Origin of the sequence: Halomonas sp. PR-M31, assembly GCF_001039575.1 — a bacterium.
Taxonomy (GTDB): domain Bacteria; phylum Pseudomonadota; class Gammaproteobacteria; order Pseudomonadales; family Halomonadaceae; genus Modicisalibacter.
Genome location: NZ_JIBT01000038.1, coordinates 56,280 through 81,172, shown reverse-complemented (window position 1 = coordinate 81,172; position 24,893 = coordinate 56,280). Strand labels below are relative to the sequence as shown.

Sequence of the window (24,893 nt, the reverse complement as noted above, 5' to 3'; positions counted from 1 at the left end):
ATGGCAATTCTCATCATGATAGAAGTATGCCCTTGCAGTATGGCGCGATGAAGTGTAATTAAAGCGCCGGCATCACCTATGAGCAGCCATTTCAATAATTGGCCCAGAGAACATTCTCCAACGAGACAAAAATGACAGAAAACACTCATAAAAATGGGGATACCCCAGGGAACAAGGATTCGCTTTTTGATACCGACTATGTGGTGGGCCAGGACAATGTAGAAGGAAGTTTCGGTCCTTTCAGCTTCGACATCCACAATCGAGTCTTTCTGGTTTCCGCGGCCATCACCGTTATTTTCATCATCTTGACGCTACTGTTCCCGGGCACTGCAGGGCAGGTTTTTCAGGCGGTCGTCAACTTCTCCATCAAGACGTTGGACTGGTACTTCTTCATCGTCGTCAATCTTTATCTCTTTTTCTGTCTGGCGCTAGTGGTATCCCCCTATGGTTCGGTGCGTTTGGGGGGTAAGGAGGCGCGCCCCAGCTACTCCTATCTGTCCTGGTTCTCGATGCTGTTCGCCGCAGGCATGGGGATCGGGCTGCTTTTCTTCGGCGTACTCGAGCCGGTCTATCACACGACCGTATCGATGCCGTTGAACACGCCGTCGCCTTTCAGCGAGGGCGGTGAGCTCATTTCAGAAAACATTGCCGAGGCCCGAAAGATGGGGCTTGCGGGCACCTTTCTGCACTGGGGGCTGCACGGCTGGGCAATCTATGCCTTGATGGCGCTGTCTCTGGCAATTTTCACCTACAACAAGGGCTTGCCATTCTCGATTCGCTCTTCCTTCTATCCGATCCTGGGCGAGCGGGTCTGGGGCTGGCCGGGTCATGTCATCGATGTGCTGGCGGTCTTTTCCACCCTGTTCGGACTGGTGACGTCCCTGGGGTTAGGGGCGCAGCAGGCCAACGCGGGCTTTAACTATGTCTTTGGTCTGGAGATCAGCTTGACCACCCAGATCACCATCATCGTCGTCGTCACCGCCGTGGCGCTGGTTTCGGTCTGGCGAGGGCTCGATGGGGGCGTCAAGGTGCTTTCCGAAATCAATATGATCACCGCCTTCCTGTTCTTTCTGTTCGTGCTCTTCGCGGGTCCGACGCTCACGGCACTTGCCACTGTCGGAGAGGGCATGCTGTCCTATGTTCGCGAAATCGTGCCGCTTTCCATGCCTTTCGGTCGCGAGGATGATGCCTATCGGGAAGACTGGAGCGCCTTCTACTGGGCCTGGTGGATTTCCTGGTCTCCTTTCGTCGGCATGTTCATCGCCCGGGTGAGCAGAGGGCGCACGGTGCGGGAATTCGTCGTTGCGGTACTGCTGGTGCCGAGCCTTGTGATCTTCATCTGGATGGGGGTCTTCGGCGGGATTGCGCTTGAACAAGTCTTCACCGACCCGCAGAACAGCCTGGTGAAAGCCAACGTGATCGACAGCTACAGCCCGGAGCTGTCCCTGTTCGGCATGCTCAACGAACTACCGTTTCCGCGCATCGTATCCACCATCGCCATCATTCTGACGCTGATCTTCTTCGTCACCTCCTCGGATTCCGGCTCCCTGGTGGTAGACACCATCACCGCCGGCGGCAAGACGGATGCGCCGGTGCCCCAGCGCATGTTCTGGGCCACGGCGGAGGGCATGATCGCCATTGCGCTTCTGGTGGGCGGCGGGCTTACGGCGTTGCAGGCTGGGGTGACGGCCACCGGCCTGCCGTTCTCCCTGGTGCTGTTGGCGATGTGTTATTCGGTGTGGAAGGCATTGGCGAGCGAACCCCGCTAGGAAAGCGAGTCAGCCCAGGGCGGAGCGGCGGCAAGTATTCGCTGTTGCACCGGGCAGTCGTCGCGGTGGGCGCCGGGCAGGTAGCCGGTGCTCATCAACATCTCGTTGACGATCTCCGGGCCGGTGAAACGAAAGGTGCGCTTGAACAGGCGCACCCATTCTTCCAAAGGCAATGGATGATGCAGGTCCAGCCAGGCCTTGAAGCTGCCATGTTCCCGCTGTAATGCCTGAACGACGCCGGCATTGTGAATGGCGGCGTCGATCTTGAGTCGATTGCGAATGATCGAGGCGTCGCTTAACAGGCGTTCCCGCTCACGATCCTCATAGGCGGCAACTTTTTCCACCACGAAACCATCGAAGGCGTCCTGAAAGGCGCTGCGCTTTTTCAGCATCGTCAGCCAGGAAAGCCCGGCCTGGTTGATCTCCAACACAAGACGTTCGAACAGTGCGTCGTCGTCCGTGACAGGGAAGCCGTATTCGTTGTCGTGATATGGTCCATGGAACGGATGACCCGGCGCCAGGTCGCAGTAATCGGACATGGGATTTCCCTCGAATGATTGATCCGTATCAATGCCCCTAGGGCCTCCCAGGTAACAATGCCCTATCATGCCGCAATCAACAGCAATGTAAAAAGCGAGGCACATCATGTTCAAGATCTCTTCTTCAAAGCACGCTCAGCGAGGCGTTCGCCAAGGGTTGGCCACGCTCGTACTGGGACTTGTCTCCTTGCCGCTTTGGGCAGCCCCCACCGTCGAGATGTGGAAGGATCCCAACTGCGGCTGCTGTACCGCCTGGGCAGAACACATGGAGGAAAACGGCTTCGAAGTGATCCAGCACGCCACTCCGAAGATGAATGCTGTCAAGCGTGAGCAGGGCGTACACCCGCAGCTGGCGTCTTGTCATACCGCCAAGGTGGGGGATCACGTGATCGAAGGGCACGTGCCTGCAAGCGATGTGAAGCGTCTGCTTGAAAGTGACGCGGAACCTGCCGTGCTGGCAGTGCCCGGCATGCCGCACGGCTCACCGGGCATGGAAACCGGCCGCGTCGACGAGTACTCAGTCTATCTGTGGCGGGAAGGAGAGCAGCCGGAAGTGTTCAGCCAGTATCCTCAGTAATCGAACATCAGGAGTCATCCAGCGTGCAATATCTACATACCATGGTGCGGGTCAGCGACCTGGACGCCTCATTGCATTTCTACTGTGATCTGCTCGGACTCGAGGAGATCAGCCGCAAGGACAACGACAAGGGCCGCTTCACCCTGGTTTTTCTCACAGCACCTCGGGACAGGCAGCGCGCCGAGGAAGATCGCGCGCCGATGATCGAGCTGACCCACAACTGGGACCCGGAGGAGTACGACGGCGGACGCAACTTTGGCCATCTGGCTTACCGGGTGGATGATATCTACGCCCTTTGCATGCATCTGCAGGCGAACGGGGTGACCATCAATCGCCCGCCTCGGGACGGTCATATGGCCTTCGTCAAAAGCCCGGACGGTATCTCCATTGAGCTATTGCAGGCCGGTGATGCCCTGGAGCCCCAGGAGCCTTGGGCGTCGATGGAAAATACAGGATCTTGGTAAAAGGAGAACCCATGCAGCTAAGCAATGTCTTGAGAGACGCCTTTCGCCGGGAGGCGGAGCATCTGGACGGGGTGGATCTGGAAGCTTATCGTCAGTTCGACAAAGACCCGCTGGAGCCGGTCATCGGCCTAGGACCGAAGGATGCCCCCGTCGGCATCTTTGGCCGCGATCCCGGGCGTCAGGAGATCAAGCACGGAGTGCCTTTCATCGGCAGCGGTGGGCAAAAGGTGCGCACGCCGCTTTACGAGGCGTTGTACGGTGAGTCGCCGGCGGACTTTGAAGCCACTCTTGAAGTGGGGCGGCATGTGTTCTGGGCCAACACGGTGCCTTACAAGCCCGTCGGCAACAAGGCCTGGTCCATGGCGATCAAGAAACGTTTTCAGCCGTTGATGGCGGAGCTTCTGGTCTCTCACTGGCAAGGGCGGACCTTGATCACCCTGGGGCGGGAAGCCTTTCTATGGTTCGGCATTAATCAGCCGAAAAACGTCCGCCAGGCATTGGACGCTTTCTGGAAGCAGGAGGATCGCTTCGAGGCCGTACATGCGACGACCTTGATCCTCGAAAACGGTGAACAGGCGACATTCGAGCTGGCCCCGCTGCCTCATCCCTCGCCCTTGAACCAAACCTGGTACAAGCGCTTTCCCAGGCTTTTCGAAGCGCGTTTGAAGGAGCTGAATGTGGCGGAACGATTGAGCAACCCGCAAGAATCCTAGTTCGGTATCGGGTCATATTCAGCTCGCTGAGAAGTTTTTGTTAATCTAACGTCCCGTTGTAGCCTTTGTGTGTCGCGCCTAGAGTTGTCGAAGCTTTCCTCGACGACTATCAAGTGAACTCATGACCGATACCAATGAAGCATCCTACCGTCAAAGGCGAAAACCTCGTTCGGAATTCGCGACTCGTAAAGAATATCTGAATCACGAGCTGGAGAGCATGGCGCCCAGGCGCTGGCGACCCAATCTTCCCGGTAGGGATTATCGTTTCGAGCTTGAGGACTGGGTGCCGGCCATGGCGGCCACCATCGGCAAGATCGTGATGGTCGCCGCCATCGTCACGGCCTTCGCTGCGCCGCTGGGGCTTTCCGATGACTTCATCATCGAGAACGTCCGCTACGAGATGCTGATCGCCGCAGTGCTGTTCGTGGTACTGGTGTCCGGCTTTTTCAATCCGCGCAGCAACCTTGCAGGTACTCACGGCCCTTTGATCCCGCTGGTGCCACTGATCGTCGCCTCGGGCGGTCATCCCATGGCCCTAGGGCTTATGATCGGCATACTGGGATTTCTGCTGGGTATCTTCAAAGGCGGCAGTCTACTGGCGAAGCTTACGAGTAACGGCGTCGCTGGCGGGCTACTGTTGTATCTAGGCTTTATCGGCATTACCAGCCAGATCGGCAAGCTCTTTACCTGGGCGGAAGGTTTTGACATGGCCTATCTCGCCTTTGTGGTGATCATCGCCACCATTTTGATGTATGCCTATCTGGAGCACCTGCAGATGCGCTGGCTGGCGATTCCCATGGGCTGTCTGCTGGCGGCGGTGTTGTCCTTTGCCCTGGGCGCGCCATTTGAATTTTCTACTGAGCCAGGCATTCCCAACATGAACCCGTTTTACTGGTGGGGGGAAAACACAGGCTGGCAGCTCGGCTTGCCGGAGCTGCATCATTTTGTTGCGGTGGCGCCTTTTGCCTTGCTGGCGGTGGCCATGTGGTCGCCGGATTTCGTCGGTCACAGAGCCTTCCAGCAGCTCAACTATCCGCCCAACACCGAGCGGGTGATCATGGACCTGGACGATACCGCGATCACCGCTGCGGCCCGTCAGGTCACCGGCAGCCTGCTGGGCGGGGGTAATATCACGTCCTCCTGGGGCACCTATATCGTGCCGGCAGCGATTGCTCGGCGTCCGATTCCTGCCGGCGCTATCCTGACCGGTTTGCTGTGCGTGGTGGCGGCGATCTGGGGCTATCCCATGGATCTGGCAGTGTGGCAGCCGGTACTGAGCGTGGCGCTGCTGGTAGGGGTTTACGTGCCGCTGTTGGAGGCAGGCATGCAGATGACCCAGAAAGGCAAGACGACCCAATCCGCCGCCATCGTGATCTTTTCCTCTGCCCTGGTGAACCCGGTATTTGGATGGTCGCTGACGGTGCTACTGGACAACATGGGATTGGTCGGAAGCAAGGAGCGCACCCGGGAGCTTGGACATGCGGGGCGCTGGATCATCCCCGGCGCGGTATTTCTGATTCTGTGCGTGGTCATGGCGGGCGTCGGAATGTTCCCGGGATTGCCTGCAGTATGGGAAGGATTTCGCGAGCTCTGATACGTGCAAATGAGTCGGCCAAGTTGAAGCCCATCAGTCCGCCATCCGCGGGCTGATGTTCTTGGACATATGTGCAGCGACAGCTAGTCAGGCCGCAGGGCCATGCGTCCACTGCCCAAAAACACGATCGCTAGCGCGCCGAACAGGAACATGCCCTGCAGTTCGAGGGCCCAGCCCCCGCTGCTTCCCAGCGCAAACAGTTCATTCGTGTGAACCAGGATAATGGCGACTACCATATTGATGGTAACGGCTAATCCAGCCAGGCGTGACTGCCAGCCCAGTACCAACATCACCGGCGCTATTATCTCGCCAAGCAGTACACCGTAGGCTAAAAACTCGGGCAGTCCGTAACTGGCGACTCGATCACCGATCCAGCTCATGCTGCTGGGATTGAGCAATTTGGCAATCCCGTGAAGCAAGACCAGCCCGCCAATGCTTAAACGTAGAACGAGTTTACCCAGTGCTTCATTGTGCAAGGCGTTGAGCATATAGGACCCTCTGGATGAGATGAATTATCAGTTGATTGATAAAAAATCGACTCAATTGTGAATAAAATTGTGAATTGACTTATTCTGTGCCGTGTTCAGCAGTGGCGATGTTATACAGGTAAACCTGCGGGGTTGCGGGTTTGAAGCTGCATTCTGATGCAGAAAACCATAAGGGGTAATTCAATTCACATCGAATGAGTTCATCCTTTGGCTACTTGACATCGCCTTGATTGTAAAGAAAAAATAGGTGGAAATAAGAAAACATTAGTATATTTAAGCAGCGCTGAAGAACAAACTATTCACGATATCTGTATTAAAAATAATTAGCCTCGACTTCTTGTCGCGACCGCGATGATCTGTGACGGATAACAAAAAGAGAGCGCAGTGTTATGGACAACCGCATGTTGCGATACCTTAATGAACGTGTGCTGTCTCCTCCTGCCACTCTAGCTCCGGAGCGTCGTCGCAGTTTTCACATATTCCTGCGCATCTATCTTTTCGTGACCGCGATTCATATTGTCTTCATGCCCATTTTTCTATGGATCGATGTGCCTGCGTTGACCGCGCTCAATCTGATGTGTATCGGCGTCAATTCGCTAACGATCCTTCTTCATCTGCGTGGCAAGCTCCTGCCGGCACTGCTGATCAAGCTGCCCTTTGTCATCACGCTAATCGTCGCCGCAGGCATGCTGTTGGGAAATAACATCGGCGTTGAATATTATTTCTTTATCATTTTGTTCGAGTTCGTGATCAGCGATCTTGAGCGCCGTTACAAGATAATACTCAGCGCTATTTTGCTGGGAACGTTTTTGATCATGCTGCAGTGGCTGTTCGGACTCTGGGGAACTTGGACGCTTGGTGAGCCGGCGCGGGAAATGCTGCACGCCCTCAATCTAATGACTACTTTCATTCTGATCACCTATATCGCGCTGCAGGTTTACATCGTCAGCGAGATCACCGAACGACGCTTTCGAAGCGATGCCTACAAGGACTCACTGACAGGTGTGTACAATCGCCGGGCGATCATTGAACGAGCCGAGTCGTTGTGGCGTCAACAAGGTTCCTTTGCGCTGCTGCTGCTTGATGCGGATCATTTCAAGCAGGTCAATGATAGCTACGGTCATAGCGCCGGTGACAAGGTGCTACGTCATATTGCCCAGCTTTTGCAGCATGTCCTGCGAGAGAGAGAGTGCATCGGACGCGTGGGTGGGGAAGAATTTCTGATACTGCTCCCAGATGCCAACGTCGATGAAGCCGTGAAAATTGCATCTCGCTTGCGAGAAGAGCTTGCCAGTCAACCCTGCCGCCTAGGTAAGCGCATACTGTCGGTAACCCTTTCCATGGGATTGGCATGGTCTCATGAAGAACAGCTTCTGAATGACGTGATCGATTTGGCGGATCGACGTTTATATCTGGCAAAATCCTCCGGACGTGATCAAATAATCGCCGAAGGAGGGGAGTCCTTCGATACCACCGCGCGTTACGAGACGTTCAAAGGGCCTTCTTCTACTGAAGAGGTTTGAGGCTTCGACGAGCATCAATAAATCAATCGAGTTTTGGGGAGTGACACGGATGCGTGTATGGATAGCCATGATGCTGTCGGTAATTTTGCTGAGTGGATGTGGTGCATCGACGCAAGTCAACAATAGCGGCAGCGGGGAACAGGCATCATCACCGTTGGTGGGTCCGCGTTGGATACTGACATTGATGGGTACCGATCAACCCTGGCAAGGAGACGACAAAGCCTATTTTGAACTACAGCCAGACGGCAATGGGTTGAGACTCAGCGGTAGTGACGGCTGTAATCGCCTGATGGGGGCGGTCACGCTGGGCGAAGGGCGACGTATTGCAATCTCCGAGCTTGCCAGTTCCCGCATGGCCTGCCCGGGACAGGCACAGTCGGCGCAAGTCAGTCAGCTGCTTTCCCAGGCTCACCGCTATCTCATCGACCATGATCGACTGGTTTTGATGGGACGCGACGGACACGTGCTGGCAGGCTTTCGCAAGACCAATAAACAGGGATAAGTCGCGTCGTTGAACAGATTAGCTGAAAGCAAGCGACATAAAAAACCTCAGGGATAAATCCCTGAGGTCACTTGAACAACCAGCAATGTATTACAGCGCGGCGATTCTTTCCTGCTGCTCTGTCAGCAAGGCGCGGGCACTGCGCATGTCATCGAGCTTGGCCTTTTCCTTTTCCACGATTTCCGCTGGCGCCTTTGCAATGAAGCTCTCGTTGGAAAGCTTCTTCTCGACGCCGGCGATGAGCTTGTCCTGTTTGTCCAGCTCTTTGGACAGGCGAGCGAGCTCTGCATCCTTGTCGATCAGATCCGCCATGGGTACCAGCACTTCCATGTCGCCGACCCGCTGAGTGGCGGATAGCGGCGCCTGGGTTGGCTCGTCGAGCCAGCTGGCGCTTTGTAGCTTGGCCAGTTTGGCCAGAAAACGACGATTGCTTTCCAAACGCTGACGATCGTCATCCTTGCCCTTTGTGAGCAGTACGTCCAGCAGTTTGCCCGGGGCGATATTCATTTCGGCACGGATGTTGCGCACCGCATTGATCACGCCCTTGAGCCACTCGATGTCCCGCTCTGCCTGCTCGTCGATCTTTTCGGTTTGCGCTTCGGGCCAGGGCTGATTCATGATCGATTGGAACTCGCCATCCGTCTTGCCGGCAAGGGGGGCCACCCGCTGCCAGATCTCCTCGGTGATGAACGGCATCATAGGGTGGGCCAGACGCAGGATGGTCTCGAGCACTCGTACTAGGGTCCTGCGGGTGCCACGCTTGGCATCCGGGCTGGCGCTTTCATCCCACAGTACCGGCTTGGAAAGCTCCAGATACCAATCACAGTACTCGTTCCAGACGAATTCATACAGCGCCTGGGACGCAAGATCGAAGCGAAACTCCGCAAGCGCTTTCGTGACTTGGGATTCGGTGCGCTGCAGCCTGGAAACGATCCAACGATCCGCCAGGGAAAGCTCCACGGCTTCGTTGCCAAGCCCGCAGTCCTCACCCTCGGTGTTCATCAACACATAGCGGGAGGCATTCCACAGCTTGTTGCAGAAGTTGCGAAAGCCATCGAGCCGGCCCATATCGAACTTGACGTCCCGTCCGGTGGTCGCCAAGGACAAGAAGGTGTAGCGCAGCGCATCGGTGCCATGAGGCTCGATGCCCGCCGGGAATTCGTCCTTGGTCGCCTTGGCGATGGCCTTGGCCTTCTGGGGCTGCATCATGTTGCCGGTGCGCTTGTCCATCAGGGTATCCAGGTCGATGCCGTCGATCAGATCGATGGGGTCGAGGACGTTGCCCTTGGACTTGGACATCTTCTGGCCCTGGGCATCCCGTACCAGGCCATGCACGTAGACCGTCTTGAAGGGCACTTGGCCTGTGAACTTCAGGGTCATCATGATCATCCGGGCAACCCAGAAAAAGATGATATCGAAGCCGGTGACCAGCACATTGGTGGGGTGAAAGGTGGCAAGCTCCGGGGTCTGTTCCGGCCAGCCCAGGGTGGCGAAGGTCCACAGCCCCGAGCTGAACCAGGTGTCCAGCACGTCGTCATCCTGGGTCAGCGGGGTATCCACTGCCAGCGCATATTTTTCTCGAGCTTCCGCTTCGCTCCTGGCGACATAAATGTTGCCTTGTGGGTCGTACCAGGCGGGAATGCGATGCCCCCACCACAGCTGGCGCGAGATGCACCAGTCCTGCAGCTCCCGCATCCAGGCGAAGTACATGTTCTCGTAATTCTTGGGCACGAACTGGATGTCGCCGTTTTCCACTGCGGCGATGGCGGGCTTGGCAAGAGATTCCACTGCCACGAACCATTGATCCGTCAGAAAGGGCTCTATGACTACCCCAGAGCGATCGCCAAAGGGCTGCATGATCTTCTTTTTCTCGACCAGCGGCTGCTGCGCGCCATCCTCGTCTTGCCGAGTCACCGCTAGCCCTTCGGTAGTGATGGCTTCTATCACATGCTGGCGCGCTTCGAAGCGATCGAGTCCGCGCAGGGATTCCGGAACCAGGTTGACCTCGGACACGTCGCCCGGATCCTCACCTCGGGCGGCCCGAGTAGCCAGCGCCGCGCTGGCCTCATAGGGCAACCCATCGGTACGCATTCGAGCCTTACGATCCATCAGGCTATAGAGCGGGATGCCGTTTCGCTTCGCGACCCCGTAGTCGTTGAAGTCGTGGGCGCCGGTGATCTTGACCGCGCCGGAACCGAAATCCGGATCGGGATATTCGTCGGTGATGATAGGAATCAGGCGCCGATGCGCCTTGGGGCCGACCGGGATCTCGCACAGCTTGCCGACCAGGGGGGCGTAGCGCTCATCCGAAGGGTGCACGGCGACGGCGCCGTCCCCCAGCATGGTTTCCGGGCGAGTGGTGGCGATGGAAATGTAATCCCGGGTCTCGCGCAGGGTGACGTTGCCGTCCTTGTCCTTCTCGACATATTCATAGGTGGCACCCCCCGCCAGGGGATACTTGAAGTGCCACATGTGGCCGTCGACCTCGATGTTCTCTACCTCGAGATCGGAAATGGCGGTCTCGAACATCGGGTCCCAGTTGACCAGGCGCTTGCCGCGATAGATCAACCCCTCATCGAACAGTCGCACGAAGACTTCCTGCACCGCGGTGTAGAAGCCCGCGTCCATGGTGAAGCGCTCCCGGGACCAGTCGAGACTCGCCCCCATGCGCCGGAGCTGCTTCGTGATCTGGCCGCCGGACTCCGCCTTCCACTGCCAGACCTTGTCAAGAAACGCCTCTCGGCCGAGATCGTGACGGCTCTTGCCTTCTTCCGCGGCGAGCTTGCGCTCCACCAGCATCTGGGTTGCGATACCGGCGTGGTCGGTGCCTATCTGCCATAGCGTGTTGTCGCCTTGCATGCGCCGCCAGCGAATCAGGGTATCCATGATGGTGTCCTGAAACGCATGGCCCATGTGCAGGCTGCCGGTGACATTGGGCGGCGGAATCATGATCGAATAGGGCGAGCCCGAGCCTTTGGGGGCAAAGCGGTTGTCGGCTTCCCAGCGCTGATACCAGCGCTTTTCGATCTGCTCGGGTTGATAGGTCTTGTCCATGAATCGCTCGATTTGAAGGGTGGTGTTCGCGCGGGCCGGGGCGAACCTATGCAATATGAAATCTGTGCAGTGTGAAATGGCTGGGATTATACCGGCGCAAACCCGCAACGTCATGAACGCCGGCGGTCGCTTGACATATTCCTGGCAGCTCAAACAGAGCAACGCCAACTCGCCTGGGCTAGTATGGCCCTCTCGAAATGCGAAAACGACGAACCATGGGCAACATGCTGGATACCCGTCGCTGGCTGTGGCGGGCAATGACAAGAACCTCCTTGATTCCCTTGCTGCTGATGACCGTAGGGGTGCTGGGGATGTACCTGGCAACCTATACGTTGATGTACGAACATCAAATCGCCTTGCTGGAAGAAGAGTCCAGCAAGCTGCTGGATCAGGCGATCGAGCGCGAAGCACGTTTGATGCAAGCGGATCTGACAGCCTGGGAGCGGCAGGTGACGCTACTTGCGGATGCGGCGCAACGCGCCCTGATGCAGCGGGTCGATGTCGAGCGGCGTGCCAAGGAGGCCCGGCGTCATCGTAGCGAACCAAGTGGGATCTACTACACGCCCCGGAACGACGGTCAAGCAGCGTCTTACTATTCTGCCTTGACGTCAGAGGCACAGCGGGATCACCGCAAGATCGCGCAACTTGCAACCCTCGATCCACTCATGCAACAGCTGATCGAAAACGATTCTCGTCTTCGCCAGGCCTACATCAATACCTTCGATAGCTATAACCGGCTATGGCCCTGGTTCGATGCGGGGGCCACCTACGACAGCCACATGAATATCCCTACCTACAACTTCTACTTTCTGGCGGATGCGCGCAACAATCCCGAACGCCAACCGGTATGGACCGACGCCTATCTCGATCCCGCGGGTAGTGGCTGGATGACTTCTCTCGTGGCACCCATCTATCGGGATGATTTTCTCGAAGGGGTCGCTGGTATCGATATCACTCTCAAAGAGCTGACGAACAGGTTGCTCGCCATGGAGCTACCCTGGGCGGGCTATGCGGTGCTGATTGGGAGCGATGGCAGCATCCTGACACTGCCTTCGGAGCATCGACAGGACTTCAAACGGCTGCTCGAAAATACCGAGGAAGAAACAGGGGATGAATCCGCCACGAGCGTCGATACGGAGTCCATCAACCTGATGCGCATGAGTGATGCCTCTATCATCGGTGACATTCTGGCGGAAGCTCGGGCAGTCAGCGCACGACAATGACGGGAGAGCCTCGACTGTTGGCCTGGCGTGAACTCGAGGGTGTGAACTGGACGCTGTTGGCAGTCATCGACGAAAACTCCGCGTTCGTGACCGGTGATTCCTTGAGTCGTTCTTTCCGCGAGCTGGGTATCTGGATGCTGATGGGGCTGCTGCTGTTTTATCTTTTGACCCTGATGATCATTCGTCGCCGCACCCTCATCTTGAATCGTATGTTGATCGACCCACTGCAACAGTTGCAGACCATGGCAGCAGCGTTCGGTACTCAACGCCGCATGGATAAGCCTCGGTTTCGACTGCGCGAGTTCAACGAAATAGGCGATGCGCTGATCAAGGCCAGCCGCGAGCGCGAGGGAGCTCTTGGCACCCTGGCGGCGGAAAAGGAACGACTGCGTCTGGCGCTGGATGCCAGCGAGGGAAGCGTATGGGAGTACGATATCGCCAACGATCGCCTGATGATGCACGACAGCATGTTTCATCTGCTTGGCCTGGCACCGGTCAAAACCCTTTCGTTGGCGACCTTCCAGGCCTGCATTCATCCTCAGGACCTGCCGCGCTTTGAATCTCAACGGCGTCGCGTAATGGCCAGGAAGATGGCGGTCGGTGAGATCGAGATGCGTCTGCATTTGCCGGATGGGCGCTGGCTATGGGTATTGACCCGGGGAAGCGTGTTTCGGCGTGACGAGAACGGCACAGCGCTTCATGCCACCGGCGTCGTGTTGAATATTCATCAGCGCAAGCACACCACCGCTGAGCTGGAGCGTACGCGGGATGAAGCGCGCTTGGCCCAGCGTGCCCAGTCGCGGCTTTTTTCTCGGGTCAGTCATGAATTGCGCACTCCCTTGGGCATCATCATTGGTTTTACCGACCTGCTGCAGGACAGCGAGGCGTCCCGGCTCGATGCGCAGACCCAGCGCTATCTGAGTGAGGTGGTGCACGCCGCGCAGCGGCTCGATGCGCTACTCGAGGATGTGCTTCAGCTGGCAAGCCTCGAGTCCGGCGAGATGAGGCTCGAATGCGAGGTGCAATCCGCGCTGAGATGCTTGCGGCGTAACATCGATCAGTCGGTATCTCGCGCCTCTCGATGCGGGATTCAGCTCGAACTCGCCACGGCGATCCAGGGCGGCTGGATCCTGGCGGATCGCCAGCGCCTGGATCAGGTGATGCAGAACCTGATCGACAATGCCGTCAAGTACAATCGCCCCGGTGGTTGGATCAGGCTATCGACCTGGGTGGAAGCAGACAGCGTCTGTCTTGAGGTGGCAGATAACGGTCAAGGGATTGCCGACGATGATCGGGAAACGCTGTTCCAGCCTTTTTCACGTCTGGGCATGGAACACAGCGAGATCAAGGGTACTGGCCTGGGGCTTGCAATATGCCAGGAGCTGGTGCGTCGCATGCAGGGGCGTATCGAGGTGTCGAGCGCTCCCGGACAAGGTAGCCGTTTTCAGATCTGGCTGCCCCAGGTGGATGTCAAGACCCACCAGGCGGCGGTAATCCAGGCGCTGCCCCTTGGAGCAAGGCTTGAAAGGCCCCTGACAATATTGTTGATCAGCAAGGACGAGGAGACTCGCGTTCGCATGGAGGTGCTGTCGGAGCAGTTGGACGACTTGACGCTTTTGAGCACTCGCCATCGCACTCGAGCGATGCGACTGATCAATGAACGGCCGCCTCAGCTGCTGATTTGTGATGCGACTTTAAGTGCCGATCAGGCAGTCGAGCTCTTGCATCGCTGTCAGCGATTGCAAGGCAAGCAGCAGGTGTACGGCTACTGGATCGGACCAGCGCCCATGCCCGCGGGTTTTCACGCCCAGTGGCAGCCACCGCCGCGGATGGAAAAGGTATGGTCGGCGCTGCATGAAGCCAGCAGGATCAACCCAGATGATGCGCCTTGACTGGATAGCCGCGTTGTTTGTAGATCTGCCAGCATTCACGCTTGCTGCGCAGCACCTCCTGGTGTTGGTTGATGATTTCCGCGACCCGTTCGAAGCGTGAAAACCACTCCGGAATACCAGGATTCAGGTTGAGCATGGCCTCGATGCCGGGTTCCGGCGCCTCACGCCAGTCGATGGTCACGGGGGGCTTGTCGAGATCGCTTCCGACGATAGCGTGAGGCACATAGCTTTCCGGACGAAAGGTCCAGAGCTTTTCATCGATCAGCTGTGCCTCCTGCTCATCCGTTACGTGAACATGCAGACGATAGCCCTTGCGGTAAATGGTCTCGACTAGCCGGCAGGCAAAATCGAGCCGCGCCTCCCGGGTGGTGTCGGGGAGGATGTAGAAGTCGATTTGGGTCATGAGCCACTATCCGAAAACTGGCGACGCTTGTAAGACAAATTCAGGCCATACAGCGTTAAAAATAATTCATCGTAGATTAGCGTGATGCCGCAAATCTGACGGAAAAGTTGGTATAGGAGCGCAGATTCTCTGCGCGAATGGCGCCGGCAGGCGCCCGGGTAGGGGCTTCGTCCTTTGCCGGCGTCGCATTCGCTCGGTAAACCGGGCTCCTACTTCTCGGTTTCGATCTGGGCGTCCTGCTCGCGATCCATCAGGTACTGGGTCAGAAGCCCGACTGGACGGCCAGTGGCACCTTTCTCCTTGCCGGAAATCCAGGCGGTACCGGCAATATCTAGATGCGCCCAGGGGTACTTGTCAGCGAAACGGGAAAGATAGCAGGCCGCAGTGACAGCGCCGGCAGGTCGCCCACCGATGTTGGCCAGGTCGGCGAAGTTGGAGTCGAGCTGACTCTGATACTCATCCCATAACGGCATGTGCCAAGCCCGGTCCCAAGCGGTTTCCCCGGCATCGAGAATGTCCAGCGCCAGATCGTCGTCATTCGAGAAAAGCCCGGTGGCATGATTGCCAAGGGCCATGACCATGGCGCCGGTCAGGGTGGCGATATCGATTACGCTGGCCGGTTCGAAGCGCTCGGCGTAGGTCAGGGCATCACATAGCACCAGTCGACCTTCCGCGTCGGTATTGAGTATTTCGACGGTCAGACCTTTCAGGGTCTTGATGATATCACCGGGTTTGGTAGCGCGACCGTCCGGCATGTTTTCCGCCGCGGCGACGATACCAACGACATTGAGCTTGGGCTTGATTGCCGCCAGCGCCTTGAAGGTGCCCAGCACACTTGCCGCACCGCACATGTCGTACTTCATCTCGTCCATGTCCGCGCCGGGCTTGAGCGAGATGCCGCCACTATCGAAGGTGATGCCTTTGCCCACCAAAACGTGGGGCGCGTCCTGCGCGTTTTCGGTACCTTGAGCGTCTGCCCCTTGGGTATTAGCTCCTTGATAGCGCAGCACGATCAGTCGCGAAGGCTCCACGCTGCCACGGCCAACCGAGAGCAGGGTGCGGGCACCGAGTGCTTCAAGCGCTTCTTCGTCGAGGATTTCTACGCTTACCGCCCCATCGGATCCCTTGCCCAGCTGCTCTGCCTGTTCCGCCAGGTAGCTCGGCGTACAGATATTGCCGGGCAGGTTGCCGAGGGTGCGAGTGAAGTTGATGCCTTCTCCCAAGGCGTCGCCGATGCGCAGACCGCGCTCGCTGTTCGCCGCGTCACCGCTTTCCTCGAGCAGCAGGCCTACCTGCGCAAGGCGCGAAGTTGGCGCCGGCTCGGATTTGAAGACATCGAAACGATATAGGGCGCGATGGGTCGCTTCCGCAATCATGCGCGCCTTCCAATCGCTTTCCCGCTCGGGAACCGGTACGTCGCTCAAGGCAACCACCGCTTCGTCGATGGGCATGCGAATCAGGGTCTTGAACGCGGCATCAAGCACCTTGCGAAAGCTGCCCTCGTTGCATTTGGCGCGCTCCCCCAGACCCACCAGCAACAGGCGATCGGCGGCAAAGCCCGGGGCAAATGGAATTATCTGGACGTTAGCCAGGGTAGGATCAAAATCGCCGCGCTCGATCAGCTGTCCGATCAGTCGTTCGCTAGCGTCATCGAGCTTGGCTGCCGTAGGCAGTAGATCGCCGTCCTTGAAGACCGGCACGACAAGACACGCGGTCTCGACCTTGGCGGGATTGACGGTAATGACAGGGAATTCCATGGCGTCTCCACTAAAAAAGGGTTTCTCTTGCGAACACTTGTCGGTGACAAGACAAGTGTTCGAGGATTCTGGATAATGCCGGCACGGCATCGAGAAGGCATTAGTCCTTTTTAGTGCCGTACCCGTACTCTCCTCAGTGTACGCAAAGCACCGCATCATTGCATGGACGTTACCACGCGCCAGGACGCTACCCGGGAGACAGTCTTGATCATCTTTCGTTATCTGACCCGCGAAATCCTGATCACCATGAGCGCCGTTGCCGGCGTGTTGCTGCTGGTGATCATGGGCAGCCGTTTCATCCGCTATTTCACGACCGCCGCTGAAGGCGATATTCCGGCCAGCATTCTTGGCACCCTGATGCTTTTCCATCTGCCGGGGTTTCTCGAGCTGATTCTGCCGCTGGCCTTTTTTCTAGCCATTCTGTTGGCCTATGGGCAGCTCTATCTCAATAGCGAAATCACGGTGCTGGTGGCCTGCGGTATCAGTCCCAATCGCTTGCTGCAGGTCACCATGCTGCCGACCGTACTGATTACGATTCTGGTGGGGGTTTGTAGCCTATGGCTGGGCCCCTCCGGCGCACGGCATAACGAAGTTCTGATCGAGGAGCAGCAGAGCCGCCTGGACTTTTCGGTACTGGCGCCCGGGCGTTTTCAGGATTTTGGCGACGGACGTACCGCTTACATCGAGGACTTGAACAGCGAGCGAACACGCATGCAAGGCGTTTTCATCAGTGAACGCCAGCGGCGTGACGACGGTACGCCACAAACCGTGGTGACCCGAGCCAACAGCGGCTATCAAACCGTTGATGACGACACCGGTAGTCGTTTTTTGGTGCTGGCGAACGGGGAGCGCTACAGCGTCGAGCCTGGGCGTAATCAAGCGGAGCGATTGGAGTTCGATACCTACGCAGTGCGACTGTCCCGGGCCGCCGAGATGAATGATCTGGACGATGTCGAATATCTCACCACCCCGCAGCTGGTGGCGGTGGATACTCTCGAGGCCTGGGCGCAGCTGCAATGGCGCATTAGTCTACCGCTGACGGTACCGATTCTGGCCTTGCTGGCATTGCCTTTGGCCAAGGTCAATCCTCGCCAAGGTCGTTTTGCCAAATTGCTACCGGCGATTTTCCTGCATATCAGCTATTTGAGTCTGCTACTGGCCGCCCTGGATGCGATCGGTCGGGGAATACTGCCTGTCGTCGTCGGCATGTGGCCCATCCATCTGGGGTATCTCTTGCTTGGCCTGTGGCTCACTCGCCGGTCGCAACTAAGGGGCATGCGTTAATGATTGCAGATCGTCTCGACCGATATATCGCCCGCAACGTACTGGCCACCATCTTCGTCGTGCAGCTAGTGCTTCTAGGGCTGGATTTGGTCATCGCCTTCATCAATGATCTAAAAGACGTGGAGGGCGGCTATGGCGCCTTCGACGTTCTGCTCTATCTTGGCCTGCGTCTGCCCTGGCGTTTTTATCAGTATGCCCCGGTGGCGGTGTTGATCGGCGCCCTGATAGGGCTGGGGAGCATGGCCTCGAACAATGAGCTCACGATCATGCGTGCCTCCGGGCGTTCCCTGATACGTATTCTCTGGAGCGCGATGAAGCCCATCCTACTGGTGATCGTCACCGTGTTGCTGATGGCGGAATTCGTGACCCCTCGCACCGAGCAATTTGCTCAGGCCTGGCGCCTTGAGCAGTTGAGCGGCAAGGGGGCGGTGGTTACCCAGCGCGGCGGCTGGCAGCGTGAAGGAAACATCTTCTATCGATTCGGCGCCATTAGGGCGGACGATACGGTCATCGATCTGACCCGATATCGCTTCGATGGCAAGCGCTTGGAAGAAGCCACTCACGCAGAGCGAGCCATCTGGGAAAACGATCATTGGGAGCTGTTGGATGTCGATATCACGCGCTTTTCCGGGCAGCGTACCGACACCCAACATCATGCCCGTCTTGGCTGGAATACCGACCTCTCTCCTGCACAGCTCAATCGGTTGCTGCGAGATGTGGAAAGCCAGGCGCCTAGCGAGCTATGGGCCTATGCGAACTATCTGAAGCATCAGGGGCTGACGCCTACCCAGCCGCTATTGTACTTCTGGCAGAAGATGCTGATGCCGATCACCATGGCATCGTTGGTGCTGGTAGCGGCTTCCTTTGTGTTCGGCCCGCTGCGCACCGTGGCGGCGGGCACTCGCGTGTTCTACGGGGTCATCGTGGGGCTTTCCTTCAAGTATCTTCAGGATCTGCTAGCGCCAGCGTCCACGGTCTTTGGCTTCTCGCCGGTCTGGGCGGTGCTTGCGCCGACATTGGCCTGTATTGGGGTGGGGCTTTATTTGTTACGACGCAGCGGCTAGCAGGCCAGTCACGATTTGCTACCCAGGAGGAGCGATGCGACGTTTTGCCAATCTGGATGATGTATGGCCGGCGGGATTGCCGCGCCGGCTGGGAGCACTGATCTACGATACCCTAGTATTGCTGGCGGTCTGGATGCTGGTGGGGTTCGTCGCCGTAGCGCTCAATGGAGGCGAAGCCAGCGAGAGCCCGCTGTTTCACAGCGTGCTGCTGGTGGTGACCTTCATTTTCTTTGCCTTTTTCTGGATGCGTGGCGGCATGACTTTAGGCATGCAGGCCTGGCGTTTGCGGGTTCAGAGCATCGAGGGTAATTCCCTGTCGTTGCCGCAATGCCTGGTGCGCTTCATTGCTGCCATGTTTTCCCTAGCCTTGGGCGGTTTGGGCTACTGGTGGATATTGATTGACAGCGAGCGACGCAGCTGGCCGGACATTGCCTCAAGCTCACGGGTGGTGGTACTGCCTAAACAGGGAAAGCGCAAGAAAGCCTGAAGGTGCCTATATAGTGGTGCGACAAAAGCGCATTAAAAGAATGCTTGCAATCCTCTATGCGAATCATTTACATTCACTATCAGGACGATAGTGAGGCTGATTCCATGTACGTATGCCTATGCAAGCGGGTTTCTGACAACACCATTCAACAGGTCGTGGCCCAGGGCGCCAGAAGCTGGCGTGAAGTGCGAGAGCAGACAGGCTGCGCTACCCAGTGTGGCAAATGCGCCTGCGTAGGCAAGTCGATTACACGAGAAGCCGTAGCCAAGGAGTTGTTTGGTGATGCGGACCTGTCTTACGCCGTCTAACTGCGGAATATTCCTCACTTTCATTGGCATTCGACAACCCCTCGCGAATGCGATGAAATCTTTATAACTAATTGTCATTATTGGACTTTTTCTCAATTCTGGGCGATACTTCCCTAGTCGTAAGCGCGTGGGTACATTTCCTGCGCCTATAAAAAGTGAAGGAGATCCCCATGAAAGGCGATGCCAAGGTTATCGAACATCTCAATATCGTACTGGGTAATGAACTGGTCGCGATCAATCAGTATTTTCTACATGCCAAGATGTACAAGGACTGGGGCCTGAAGGCATTGGCAAAGTGGGAATACGATGAATCCATCGAAGAGATGAATCACGCCGACAAGCTGATCGAGCGCATCCTGTTCCTCGAAGGGCTACCCAACCTCCAGGATCTGGGAAAGCTGCACATCGGTGAGCACACTCGTGAAATGCTCGAGAGTGATCTAGCGGCGGAGCATAAGGGCCGCAAGGATTTGATCGAAGCCATCACCCACTGTGAGCAGGTGCACGACTACGTCACTCGCGATCTGTTCCGTGACATTCTTGCCGACGAGGAAGAGCACATCGATATGCTCGAAACCGAGCTGAGCTTGATAGATAAGGTTGGGTTGGAAAACTATCTGCAGAAGCAGATGCGCGAAGCCTGATCAGCTGTCGTCGCAGTTCGTTGCATGACGCAATGTAGTATCAAGAAGGCGCCTCTAACAGGGGCGCCTTCTTTCGTTGTGTAACGTTCAGAATTTTCTCAGAGCGCTCTTAGCCTAAGTCGTTGACCAGCAGCTTCTCCACGGCTTCGATGCGCTCACTGAGCTGTTCGTCACTAAAGGCCAATACGGTGATATGACCGATCTTGCGCCCGGGCCGCGGCGCCTTGCCATAATCGTGCCAACGGGTGCCAGGTATTTTAAGTACCGCATCCCGCTCGGGAAGAGCGCCGATCACGTTGAGCATGGCACAGGGCACCAGGCGCTCCGTCGTTCCCAAGGGCAAACCGGCCACCGCACGCAGATGATTCTCGAACTGGCTGGTGGCGGCACCCTCGATGCTCCAGTGCCCCGAATTATGCACTCTTGGGGCAATTTCATTGGCCAGCAAGGCACCCTCTACTGCAAAGAATTCAAACGCCATCACGCCAACATAATCGAGTTCCGTCAGCACCCGGCTGATGTAATCCTCCGCCAAGGCTTGCAACGGGTGGCCCGGCTCCGGAATGGAGCAGTGCAGCATGCCTTTGCGATGTTCATTACGCGAAAGGGGCCAGGTTCGAGTTTCACCGCCACGGCCACGTACCGCAATCGCCGAGACCTCATGATCGAAATCGACGAACCCCTCGAGTACCAGGGGTACTGAGCCTAACTCCTCAAAGGCGTCGCTGACGTCTTTCGTTTCTCGCAGCACCTTTTGTCCCTTGCCGTCATAGCCTAGGGTGCGGGTCTTGAGCACCGCCGGCAGGCCAATCTCGGCAATGGCGGCGTCAAGGTCCGACTGGCTATCGATCTTGGCAACCGGCGGCAGAGGAATGTCCAATGATCGAAACAGCGACTTTTCGGCCCAGCGATCCTGGGCGGTTTCAAGCGCCTTGGCCGGGGGAAAGGCCGGGCACTGGCTGGCCAGATGCGCCACTGCGTCGGCGGCAATGTTCTCGAACTCAAAGGTCACCACGTCGCTATCCTGGGCAAGAGACTCGAGCGCCGCACTATCATTCCAGTTCGCCTGGACATGCCGGCCGTGCAGCGCCGCGCAGGGCGAATCCGTTGGATCGAGAAAGGTGAAGCGGGCATCGAATCCTGCACCGGCTTCCGCCATCATGCGACCCAGCTGGCCGCCACCTACCACACCTATGCGCAACATTCAGGCCTCCGGTCAATCGTCTTGGCTGGGATCGGGATGATCGAGCACCCGACGGGTCTGATCGCTACGATACTGTTCGAGTGCTTCGCGCACCTCGGGATACTTGTTGCCCAGAATGGCGGCGGCAAGCAGGGCGGCGTTGATGGCGCCGGCACGGCCGATAGCCAGGGTGCCGGTAGGAATGCCCGCGGGCATCTGCACGATGGACAGCAGCGAATCCACGCCGCTGAGCATGCTGGACTGAACCGGCACGCCCAGTACCGGCAGGCAGGTCTTGGCGGCGGCCATGCCGGGCAGATGGGCTGCCCCGCCGGCGCGGCGATGATCACCTCGAGGCCGCGCTCGACGGCGCTTTCCGCATAATCGAACAGAAGATCCGGGGTGCGATGAGCAGAAACCACCTTTATTTCATGCTCGATACCTAGCGTGTCGAGGGTTTCGGCGGTATGGCACATGGTGGCCCAATCCGACTTCGAGCCCATGATGACGCCTACCCGTACGCTCATGCTGCCTCCATTTGATCGCCGGCCGCACCCGAATACCGTCAAGGTGCTGGTCTGGTCGTTGATGCTAGACACGGCTAGCTATTGAAAGAAGCGCAGCAGTATATCAGCGGATAGCACCGGCTACATCACAGCGCCTGTTTCCAGGCGCTCGTTATCAGACGCTCTACATTCAGAAAACTACGTTTGAGCCCTAATTTTCATGGGCTGGAGCAGACCGTCGGCTGCTGGGAATACCACTGCCCCGGCTCGCCTTCATACAGCGTCACCGGCGACCAGCTGTCGTAAGCAAAGCCGATATCCTGCTGGTCGGTTTTGGCCAGTGCCCGCAGGTTGAAAAGCCCCCCGGCAATGGCGCGACCGGCATTGATGTGGGCAAGCGGTGGGGCATCGACGGTGGTGCAGGACGCGCTCGGCACATCAGGGTCGAAGATTTGTACGCTGCGCTGGGCCGTGGTGGTGTTGCCGTCGCTATCGGTAGCGGAGAAGGTGCAGGCGTAATCACCGAGCCGAGACGTGTCCACCTGGCTGCAGTCCGTAGTCACAGGTACCTCGCCATCTTCCGCGTCCTGGGCGCTGGCGCCCGGGTCGTTGTAGGGGGCGTTGAGCGGAACCAGCAGAGGGTTCGCGCCGTTGAGCGTGATTCTTGGGGCGCCTGGGGGGATGATGCATTGCGTGGATGACGTTCGAAGAAGTCCCAAATGATATCCGGATAGCTGGGGCCTTGGCGGATGGCCCACCGGCCTTGATTGCCGCTCTCGCCGCCGATCCAGTAGTGGCCGCGATCGGTATCCCCAGTGCTCGGTGTGGCGCGCGGGCCATCGAAGAAGACGGTTTCGACCAGCGAGCGACTGGCATCCGAGCCATCCAAGGTATAGCGGCTCTGGCGACAGCCATAGTTCTGTTCAAAAAACGGCTGACAGGTCTCTTGTGAGGCGAGCGCTTCATCCGGAGTGTCATGGCTTTCATCGCCGAACACTGCCAGTTGGGCATCCCGCAGATTGCGTCCGGCGGGCTGGATCACCGTGCAGTCGTTGTTGTTCTGCAGCACCAGTAGCGGGATGGCATAGTCATCGTCGAGCTCACCGCGCATGTCGCCCACCACTTGGCTGACCGGATGGAACGTGGCAAAGCCCGGGCATTGTCCAGACAGCGACACCGAGGCGGCGTCCTCGCCGTAAGGCAAGCCTGCAGCGGTGGCGGCAGCGGCCCAGTATTCGTTATGGGTGATGGAGGCGACCACGGCCATGGCGCCGCCAGAGGAAAGCCCGGTGATATAGCGCCGCTCTGGATCGATGGCAAAGTTGGCTTCGACTTCAAGGGCAATCTGATGCAGATCCTCGGGTTCCCCCATGCCCTCCTGCTGGTGCTGATCCAACCAAAAGCCCCAGCAGTTGGTATTGCGTAGCCCGTCGTAGCTGGTAATAAAAGGCGCTATCAGGATGAAGCCGTAGCGATCCGCCGCCGCCTTGAGGCCCCAGTCGTCGAGCACATCGGTCTGGGTCTGTTGGCAGCCGTGCAGCGCCATGACCATGGGCGCAGGGCGGGTAAGACCGTCGGGTACGTAGACTTGGTAATTGCGCTCCCGAGAGCCCGAATAGCTTTGAGCATCCAGGGTGGCGCTTGAAAGGGTGCCCGCCTGAACCGGCGCGCAAAGAAGGAAGACAAGGATTGCGATCAGATCGCGACCCCATAGAACTAGGGAAGAATAAGCAGGCATGGATCATCCTTGAGTGCTGCGTGAATCAGTTGTCAGCATCGTCCCTTTCCTGGGATCTGCCAATGCTTTATGGGTAACCGTTGCAAAAAATATTATTTGAAAGCAACTTCCAGCTCAAAGCGCGGCAGGGGTTCTCCCTGGACCTCAACGGTCTCGCCAAACATGCCAAGCGGACGTACCCATAAACCATAATCGCCGTATAGCGCGCGATAGACGACCAGAGGCTCTTCGGTTTCACTGTGGTGAGCCAGGCCGATGACCTCGTAGCTCTGCCCCTTGTAGTGACGATAGATGCCCGGTACGAGGCGAGGATGTTCATTATTCATCGCAAGTTCCCTTGATGATCGCCAGTCGCGCCAATGCTCGAGACGCGGCGACGAAGCCAAAGCTGCCGGTGACAAAGGTCGCGGCGCCGAAACCGCTGGCGCAGTCAAGACGGGTAACTTCGCCGTTGCCGGGTTTCTGTAGACAGACCTCACCGTCACTGCGCGGATAGATCAGCTGTTCATCAGAATAGACGCATTCCACGCCAAAGCGTCTTTTTGGATTGCGGGAAAAACCAAAATCCCGCCGCAGCCGGGAACGTACCTTGGCCAGCAGCGGGTCGTGCTCCGTGCGGGTCAGATCAGCTACCTGGATACGGGTTGGATCGGTCTGGCCTCCGGCGGCGCCAGTGACGGTGAGCCGGATCTTGCGACGCTTGCACCAGGCGATCAGGGCAGTCTTGGCCACCACGCTATCGATGGCATCGATGAGATGATCCGTGTCCTCAGGGATGCGCTCAGGAAGATTTTTCGGTGTGACGAAGGCCGTGTCCGCCACCACCTCGATAGCCGGATTGATGGCCCGGCAACGCTCGGCCAGCACATCCACCTTGGGTCGTCCGATGGTGCCCTCCAGGGCGTGCAGCTGGCGATTGATGTTGGAGACACAGACATCGTCGAGATCGATCAACGTCAGCTTGCCGATACCGGCTCGCGCCAGGGCCTCCACCGCCCAGCTGCCGACGCCTCCGACACCCACGACCACCACATGAGATCGACGAAAGCGCTCCGCGGCACGGGCGCCATAGAGCCTGCGAATGCCGCCGAAGCGCAAATCGTAATCGTTGGTGATGGGGGTGGGTTCAAAGGGGTTCATGATGACTCGGCGGGTCTGCCTAACGCGATGTTGATGATAAT

25 protein-coding genes and 1 pseudogene are annotated in these 24,893 nt (G+C 57.8%); 15 read left to right on the top strand and 11 right to left on the bottom strand.

Features of this window, described 5'->3' with window-relative positions:
* The first annotated feature begins 131 nt into the window (after positions 1–131).
* Positions 132–1,769 (top strand): BCCT family transporter, encoded by a 1,638-nt coding sequence (locus tag CH74_RS11755; RefSeq protein WP_048307696.1) that lies wholly within the window; start codon positions 132–134, stop codon positions 1,767–1,769.
* Here CH74_RS11755 and CH74_RS11750 read toward each other — a convergent pair.
* A complete protein-coding gene (locus tag CH74_RS11750) occupies positions 1,766–2,308 on the bottom strand; it encodes a DNA-3-methyladenine glycosylase I (protein ID WP_048307694.1) in 543 nt (180 codons plus the stop codon). The two genes, CH74_RS11755 and CH74_RS11750, sit on opposite strands and share 4 nt — an antisense overlap.
* Positions 2,309–2,414: 106 nt before the next feature.
* On the opposite strand from CH74_RS11750, the gene CH74_RS11745 reads away from it, so the two are divergent.
* The 4 genes from CH74_RS11745 (at position 2,415) to CH74_RS11730 (ending at position 5,656) form a co-directional block, all read left to right on the top strand.
* A complete protein-coding gene (locus CH74_RS11745; protein WP_048307693.1) occupies positions 2,415–2,885 on the top strand; it encodes a DUF411 domain-containing protein in 471 nt (156 codons plus the stop codon).
* 23 nt (positions 2,886–2,908) lie between these two features.
* Positions 2,909–3,349 (top strand): lactoylglutathione lyase, encoded by a 441-nt coding sequence (gloA, locus tag CH74_RS11740; RefSeq protein WP_048307692.1) that lies wholly within the window; start codon positions 2,909–2,911, stop codon positions 3,347–3,349.
* A gap of 11 nt (positions 3,350–3,360) precedes the next feature.
* On the top strand, positions 3,361–4,062 hold the full coding sequence (locus CH74_RS11735) for a uracil-DNA glycosylase family protein (RefSeq protein ID WP_048307691.1): 702 nt from the start codon (positions 3,361–3,363) through the stop codon (positions 4,060–4,062).
* Between the two features lie 121 nt (positions 4,063–4,183).
* Positions 4,184–5,656: a DUF3360 family protein gene (locus tag CH74_RS11730; protein WP_048307689.1), complete on the top strand. Its 1,473-nt coding sequence runs from the start codon at positions 4,184–4,186 to the stop codon at positions 5,654–5,656.
* An 83-nt stretch (positions 5,657–5,739) separates the two neighbouring features.
* Here the strand turns inward: CH74_RS11730 and CH74_RS11725 are convergent, their stop codons facing one another.
* A complete protein-coding gene (locus tag CH74_RS11725; protein ID WP_048307688.1) occupies positions 5,740–6,144 on the bottom strand; it encodes a DoxX family protein in 405 nt (134 codons plus the stop codon).
* 401 nt (positions 6,145–6,545) lie between these two features.
* On the opposite strand from CH74_RS11725, the gene CH74_RS17825 reads away from it, so the two are divergent.
* Positions 6,546–7,667 (top strand): diguanylate cyclase, encoded by a 1,122-nt coding sequence (locus CH74_RS17825; protein WP_172656335.1) that lies wholly within the window; start codon positions 6,546–6,548, stop codon positions 7,665–7,667.
* 49 nt (positions 7,668–7,716) lie between these two features.
* Positions 7,717–8,169 (top strand): META domain-containing protein, encoded by a 453-nt coding sequence (locus CH74_RS11715; RefSeq protein ID WP_048307686.1) that lies wholly within the window; start codon positions 7,717–7,719, stop codon positions 8,167–8,169.
* 90 nt (positions 8,170–8,259) lie between these two features.
* Here CH74_RS11715 and CH74_RS11710 read toward each other — a convergent pair whose 3' ends face one another.
* A complete protein-coding gene (locus CH74_RS11710) occupies positions 8,260–11,223 on the bottom strand; it encodes a valine--tRNA ligase (protein ID WP_048307684.1) in 2,964 nt (987 codons plus the stop codon).
* 215 nt (positions 11,224–11,438) lie between these two features.
* Here CH74_RS11710 and CH74_RS11705 point away from each other — a divergent pair, with 215 nt between their 5' ends.
* Positions 11,439–12,446: a hypothetical protein gene (locus CH74_RS11705; RefSeq protein WP_048307682.1), complete on the top strand. Its 1,008-nt coding sequence runs from the start codon at positions 11,439–11,441 to the stop codon at positions 12,444–12,446.
* Complete coding sequence (locus tag CH74_RS11700) at positions 12,443–14,338, top strand: ATP-binding protein (protein ID WP_048307680.1); 1,896 nt, start codon at positions 12,443–12,445, stop codon at positions 14,336–14,338. The genes CH74_RS11705 and CH74_RS11700 overlap by 4 nt, the downstream gene beginning before the upstream one ends.
* On the opposite strand, the gene CH74_RS11695 is transcribed toward CH74_RS11700, so the two are convergent.
* Together CH74_RS11695 and CH74_RS11690 are read right to left on the bottom strand one after the other, a co-directional pair.
* Positions 14,316–14,741 carry a DNA polymerase III subunit chi gene (locus CH74_RS11695; protein ID WP_048307678.1) on the bottom strand — a complete coding sequence of 142 codons (426 nt, stop codon included), beginning with the start codon at positions 14,739–14,741 and terminating at the stop codon, positions 14,316–14,318. The two genes, CH74_RS11700 and CH74_RS11695, sit on opposite strands and share 23 nt — an antisense overlap.
* A 209-nt stretch (positions 14,742–14,950) precedes the next feature.
* Entirely contained in the window at positions 14,951–16,498 is a 1,548-nt protein-coding gene (locus tag CH74_RS11690) for a leucyl aminopeptidase (RefSeq protein WP_048307676.1), read from the bottom strand.
* A 204-nt stretch (positions 16,499–16,702) separates the two neighbouring features.
* Between CH74_RS11690 and lptF the strand changes: the two genes are divergently transcribed.
* The 5 genes from lptF (at position 16,703) to bfr (ending at position 20,285) form a co-directional block, all read left to right on the top strand.
* Entirely contained in the window at positions 16,703–17,782 is a 1,080-nt protein-coding gene (gene lptF, locus CH74_RS11685) for an LPS export ABC transporter permease LptF (protein WP_172656337.1), read from the top strand.
* Positions 17,782–18,846 carry an LPS export ABC transporter permease LptG gene (gene lptG, locus CH74_RS11680; protein WP_048307674.1) on the top strand — a complete coding sequence of 355 codons (1,065 nt, stop codon included), beginning with the start codon at positions 17,782–17,784 and terminating at the stop codon, positions 18,844–18,846. Before lptF ends, lptG begins: the two co-directional genes overlap by 1 nt.
* A 34-nt stretch (positions 18,847–18,880) precedes the next feature.
* Positions 18,881–19,333 (top strand): RDD family protein, encoded by a 453-nt coding sequence (locus tag CH74_RS11675; RefSeq protein ID WP_048307672.1) that lies wholly within the window; start codon positions 18,881–18,883, stop codon positions 19,331–19,333.
* 104 nt (positions 19,334–19,437) lie between these two features.
* Positions 19,438–19,641, top strand: a complete 204-nt coding sequence (locus tag CH74_RS11670; protein ID WP_048307717.1) for a (2Fe-2S)-binding protein — start codon at positions 19,438–19,440, stop codon at positions 19,639–19,641.
* Positions 19,642–19,811: 170 nt separating this feature from the next.
* On the top strand, positions 19,812–20,285 hold the full coding sequence (gene bfr / locus CH74_RS11665) for a bacterioferritin (protein WP_048307671.1): 474 nt from the start codon (positions 19,812–19,814) through the stop codon (positions 20,283–20,285).
* A 109-nt stretch (positions 20,286–20,394) separates the two neighbouring features.
* On the opposite strand, the gene CH74_RS11660 is transcribed toward bfr, so the two are convergent.
* Both CH74_RS11660 and purE read right to left on the bottom strand, forming a co-directional pair.
* A complete protein-coding gene (locus CH74_RS11660; RefSeq protein WP_253273045.1) occupies positions 20,395–21,489 on the bottom strand; it encodes a 5-(carboxyamino)imidazole ribonucleotide synthase in 1,095 nt (364 codons plus the stop codon).
* Positions 21,490–21,501: 12 nt separating this feature from the next.
* Positions 21,502–21,995 (bottom strand): annotated as a pseudogene (gene purE / locus CH74_RS11655) (5-(carboxyamino)imidazole ribonucleotide mutase).
* Between purE and CH74_RS18795 the strand changes: the two are divergent.
* Complete coding sequence (locus tag CH74_RS18795) at positions 21,916–22,080, top strand: hypothetical protein (RefSeq protein WP_172656333.1); 165 nt, start codon at positions 21,916–21,918, stop codon at positions 22,078–22,080. The pseudogene purE and the gene CH74_RS18795 sit on opposite strands and share 80 nt — an antisense overlap.
* A 112-nt stretch (positions 22,081–22,192) precedes the next feature.
* On the opposite strand, the gene CH74_RS18995 is transcribed toward CH74_RS18795, so the two are convergent.
* From CH74_RS18995 to tcdA, 4 genes are all read right to left on the bottom strand, one after another.
* The gene (locus CH74_RS18995) at positions 22,193–22,609 is read right to left on the bottom strand and encodes an immunoglobulin-like domain-containing protein (RefSeq protein WP_253273046.1); all 417 of its coding nucleotides are present in this window, start codon (positions 22,607–22,609) and stop codon (positions 22,193–22,195) included.
* Positions 22,534–23,712: a PHB depolymerase family esterase gene (locus CH74_RS11650; RefSeq protein ID WP_216594755.1), complete on the bottom strand. Its 1,179-nt coding sequence runs from the start codon at positions 23,710–23,712 to the stop codon at positions 22,534–22,536. The genes CH74_RS18995 and CH74_RS11650 overlap by 76 nt, the downstream gene beginning before the upstream one ends.
* Positions 23,713–23,804: 92 nt before the next feature.
* Complete coding sequence (locus tag CH74_RS11645; RefSeq protein ID WP_048307669.1) at positions 23,805–24,038, bottom strand: DUF1653 domain-containing protein; 234 nt, start codon at positions 24,036–24,038, stop codon at positions 23,805–23,807.
* Positions 24,031–24,852, bottom strand: coding sequence for a tRNA cyclic N6-threonylcarbamoyladenosine(37) synthase TcdA (tcdA, locus tag CH74_RS11640; protein WP_048307713.1), 822 nt, complete (start codon positions 24,850–24,852; stop codon positions 24,031–24,033). The genes CH74_RS11645 and tcdA overlap by 8 nt, the downstream gene beginning before the upstream one ends.
* Positions 24,853–24,893 lie beyond the last annotated feature (41 nt).

Coding starts and splice junctions, on each gene's coding strand:
- CH74_RS11755 (WP_048307696.1), top strand. CDS start 132: ATGACAGAAAACACTCATAAAAATGGGGATACCCCAGGGAACAAGGAT.
- CH74_RS11750 (WP_048307694.1), bottom strand. CDS start 2,308: ATGTCCGATTACTGCGACCTGGCGCCGGGTCATCCGTTCCATGGACCA.
- CH74_RS11745 (WP_048307693.1), top strand. CDS start 2,415: ATGTTCAAGATCTCTTCTTCAAAGCACGCTCAGCGAGGCGTTCGCCAA.
- CH74_RS11735 (WP_048307691.1), top strand. CDS start 3,361: ATGCAGCTAAGCAATGTCTTGAGAGACGCCTTTCGCCGGGAGGCGGAG.
- CH74_RS11730 (WP_048307689.1), top strand. CDS start 4,184: ATGACCGATACCAATGAAGCATCCTACCGTCAAAGGCGAAAACCTCGT.
- CH74_RS11725 (WP_048307688.1), bottom strand. CDS start 6,144: ATGCTCAACGCCTTGCACAATGAAGCACTGGGTAAACTCGTTCTACGT.
- CH74_RS17825 (WP_172656335.1), top strand. CDS start 6,546: ATGTTGCGATACCTTAATGAACGTGTGCTGTCTCCTCCTGCCACTCTA.
- CH74_RS11715 (WP_048307686.1), top strand. CDS start 7,717: ATGCGTGTATGGATAGCCATGATGCTGTCGGTAATTTTGCTGAGTGGA.
- CH74_RS11710 (WP_048307684.1), bottom strand. CDS start 11,223: ATGGACAAGACCTATCAACCCGAGCAGATCGAAAAGCGCTGGTATCAG.
- CH74_RS11705 (WP_048307682.1), top strand. CDS start 11,439: ATGGGCAACATGCTGGATACCCGTCGCTGGCTGTGGCGGGCAATGACA.
- CH74_RS11700 (WP_048307680.1), top strand. CDS start 12,443: ATGACGGGAGAGCCTCGACTGTTGGCCTGGCGTGAACTCGAGGGTGTG.
- CH74_RS11695 (WP_048307678.1), bottom strand. CDS start 14,741: ATGACCCAAATCGACTTCTACATCCTCCCCGACACCACCCGGGAGGCG.
- CH74_RS11690 (WP_048307676.1), bottom strand. CDS start 16,498: ATGGAATTCCCTGTCATTACCGTCAATCCCGCCAAGGTCGAGACCGCG.
- lptG (WP_048307674.1), top strand. CDS start 17,782: ATGATTGCAGATCGTCTCGACCGATATATCGCCCGCAACGTACTGGCC.
- CH74_RS11675 (WP_048307672.1), top strand. CDS start 18,881: ATGCGACGTTTTGCCAATCTGGATGATGTATGGCCGGCGGGATTGCCG.
- CH74_RS11670 (WP_048307717.1), top strand. CDS start 19,438: ATGTACGTATGCCTATGCAAGCGGGTTTCTGACAACACCATTCAACAG.
- bfr (WP_048307671.1), top strand. CDS start 19,812: ATGAAAGGCGATGCCAAGGTTATCGAACATCTCAATATCGTACTGGGT.
- CH74_RS11660 (WP_253273045.1), bottom strand. CDS start 21,489: ATGTTGCGCATAGGTGTGGTAGGTGGCGGCCAGCTGGGTCGCATGATG.
- CH74_RS11650 (WP_216594755.1), bottom strand. CDS start 23,712: ATGCCTGCTTATTCTTCCCTAGTTCTATGGGGTCGCGATCTGATCGCA.
- CH74_RS11645 (WP_048307669.1), bottom strand. CDS start 24,038: ATGAATAATGAACATCCTCGCCTCGTACCGGGCATCTATCGTCACTAC.
- tcdA (WP_048307713.1), bottom strand. CDS start 24,852: ATGAACCCCTTTGAACCCACCCCCATCACCAACGATTACGATTTGCGC.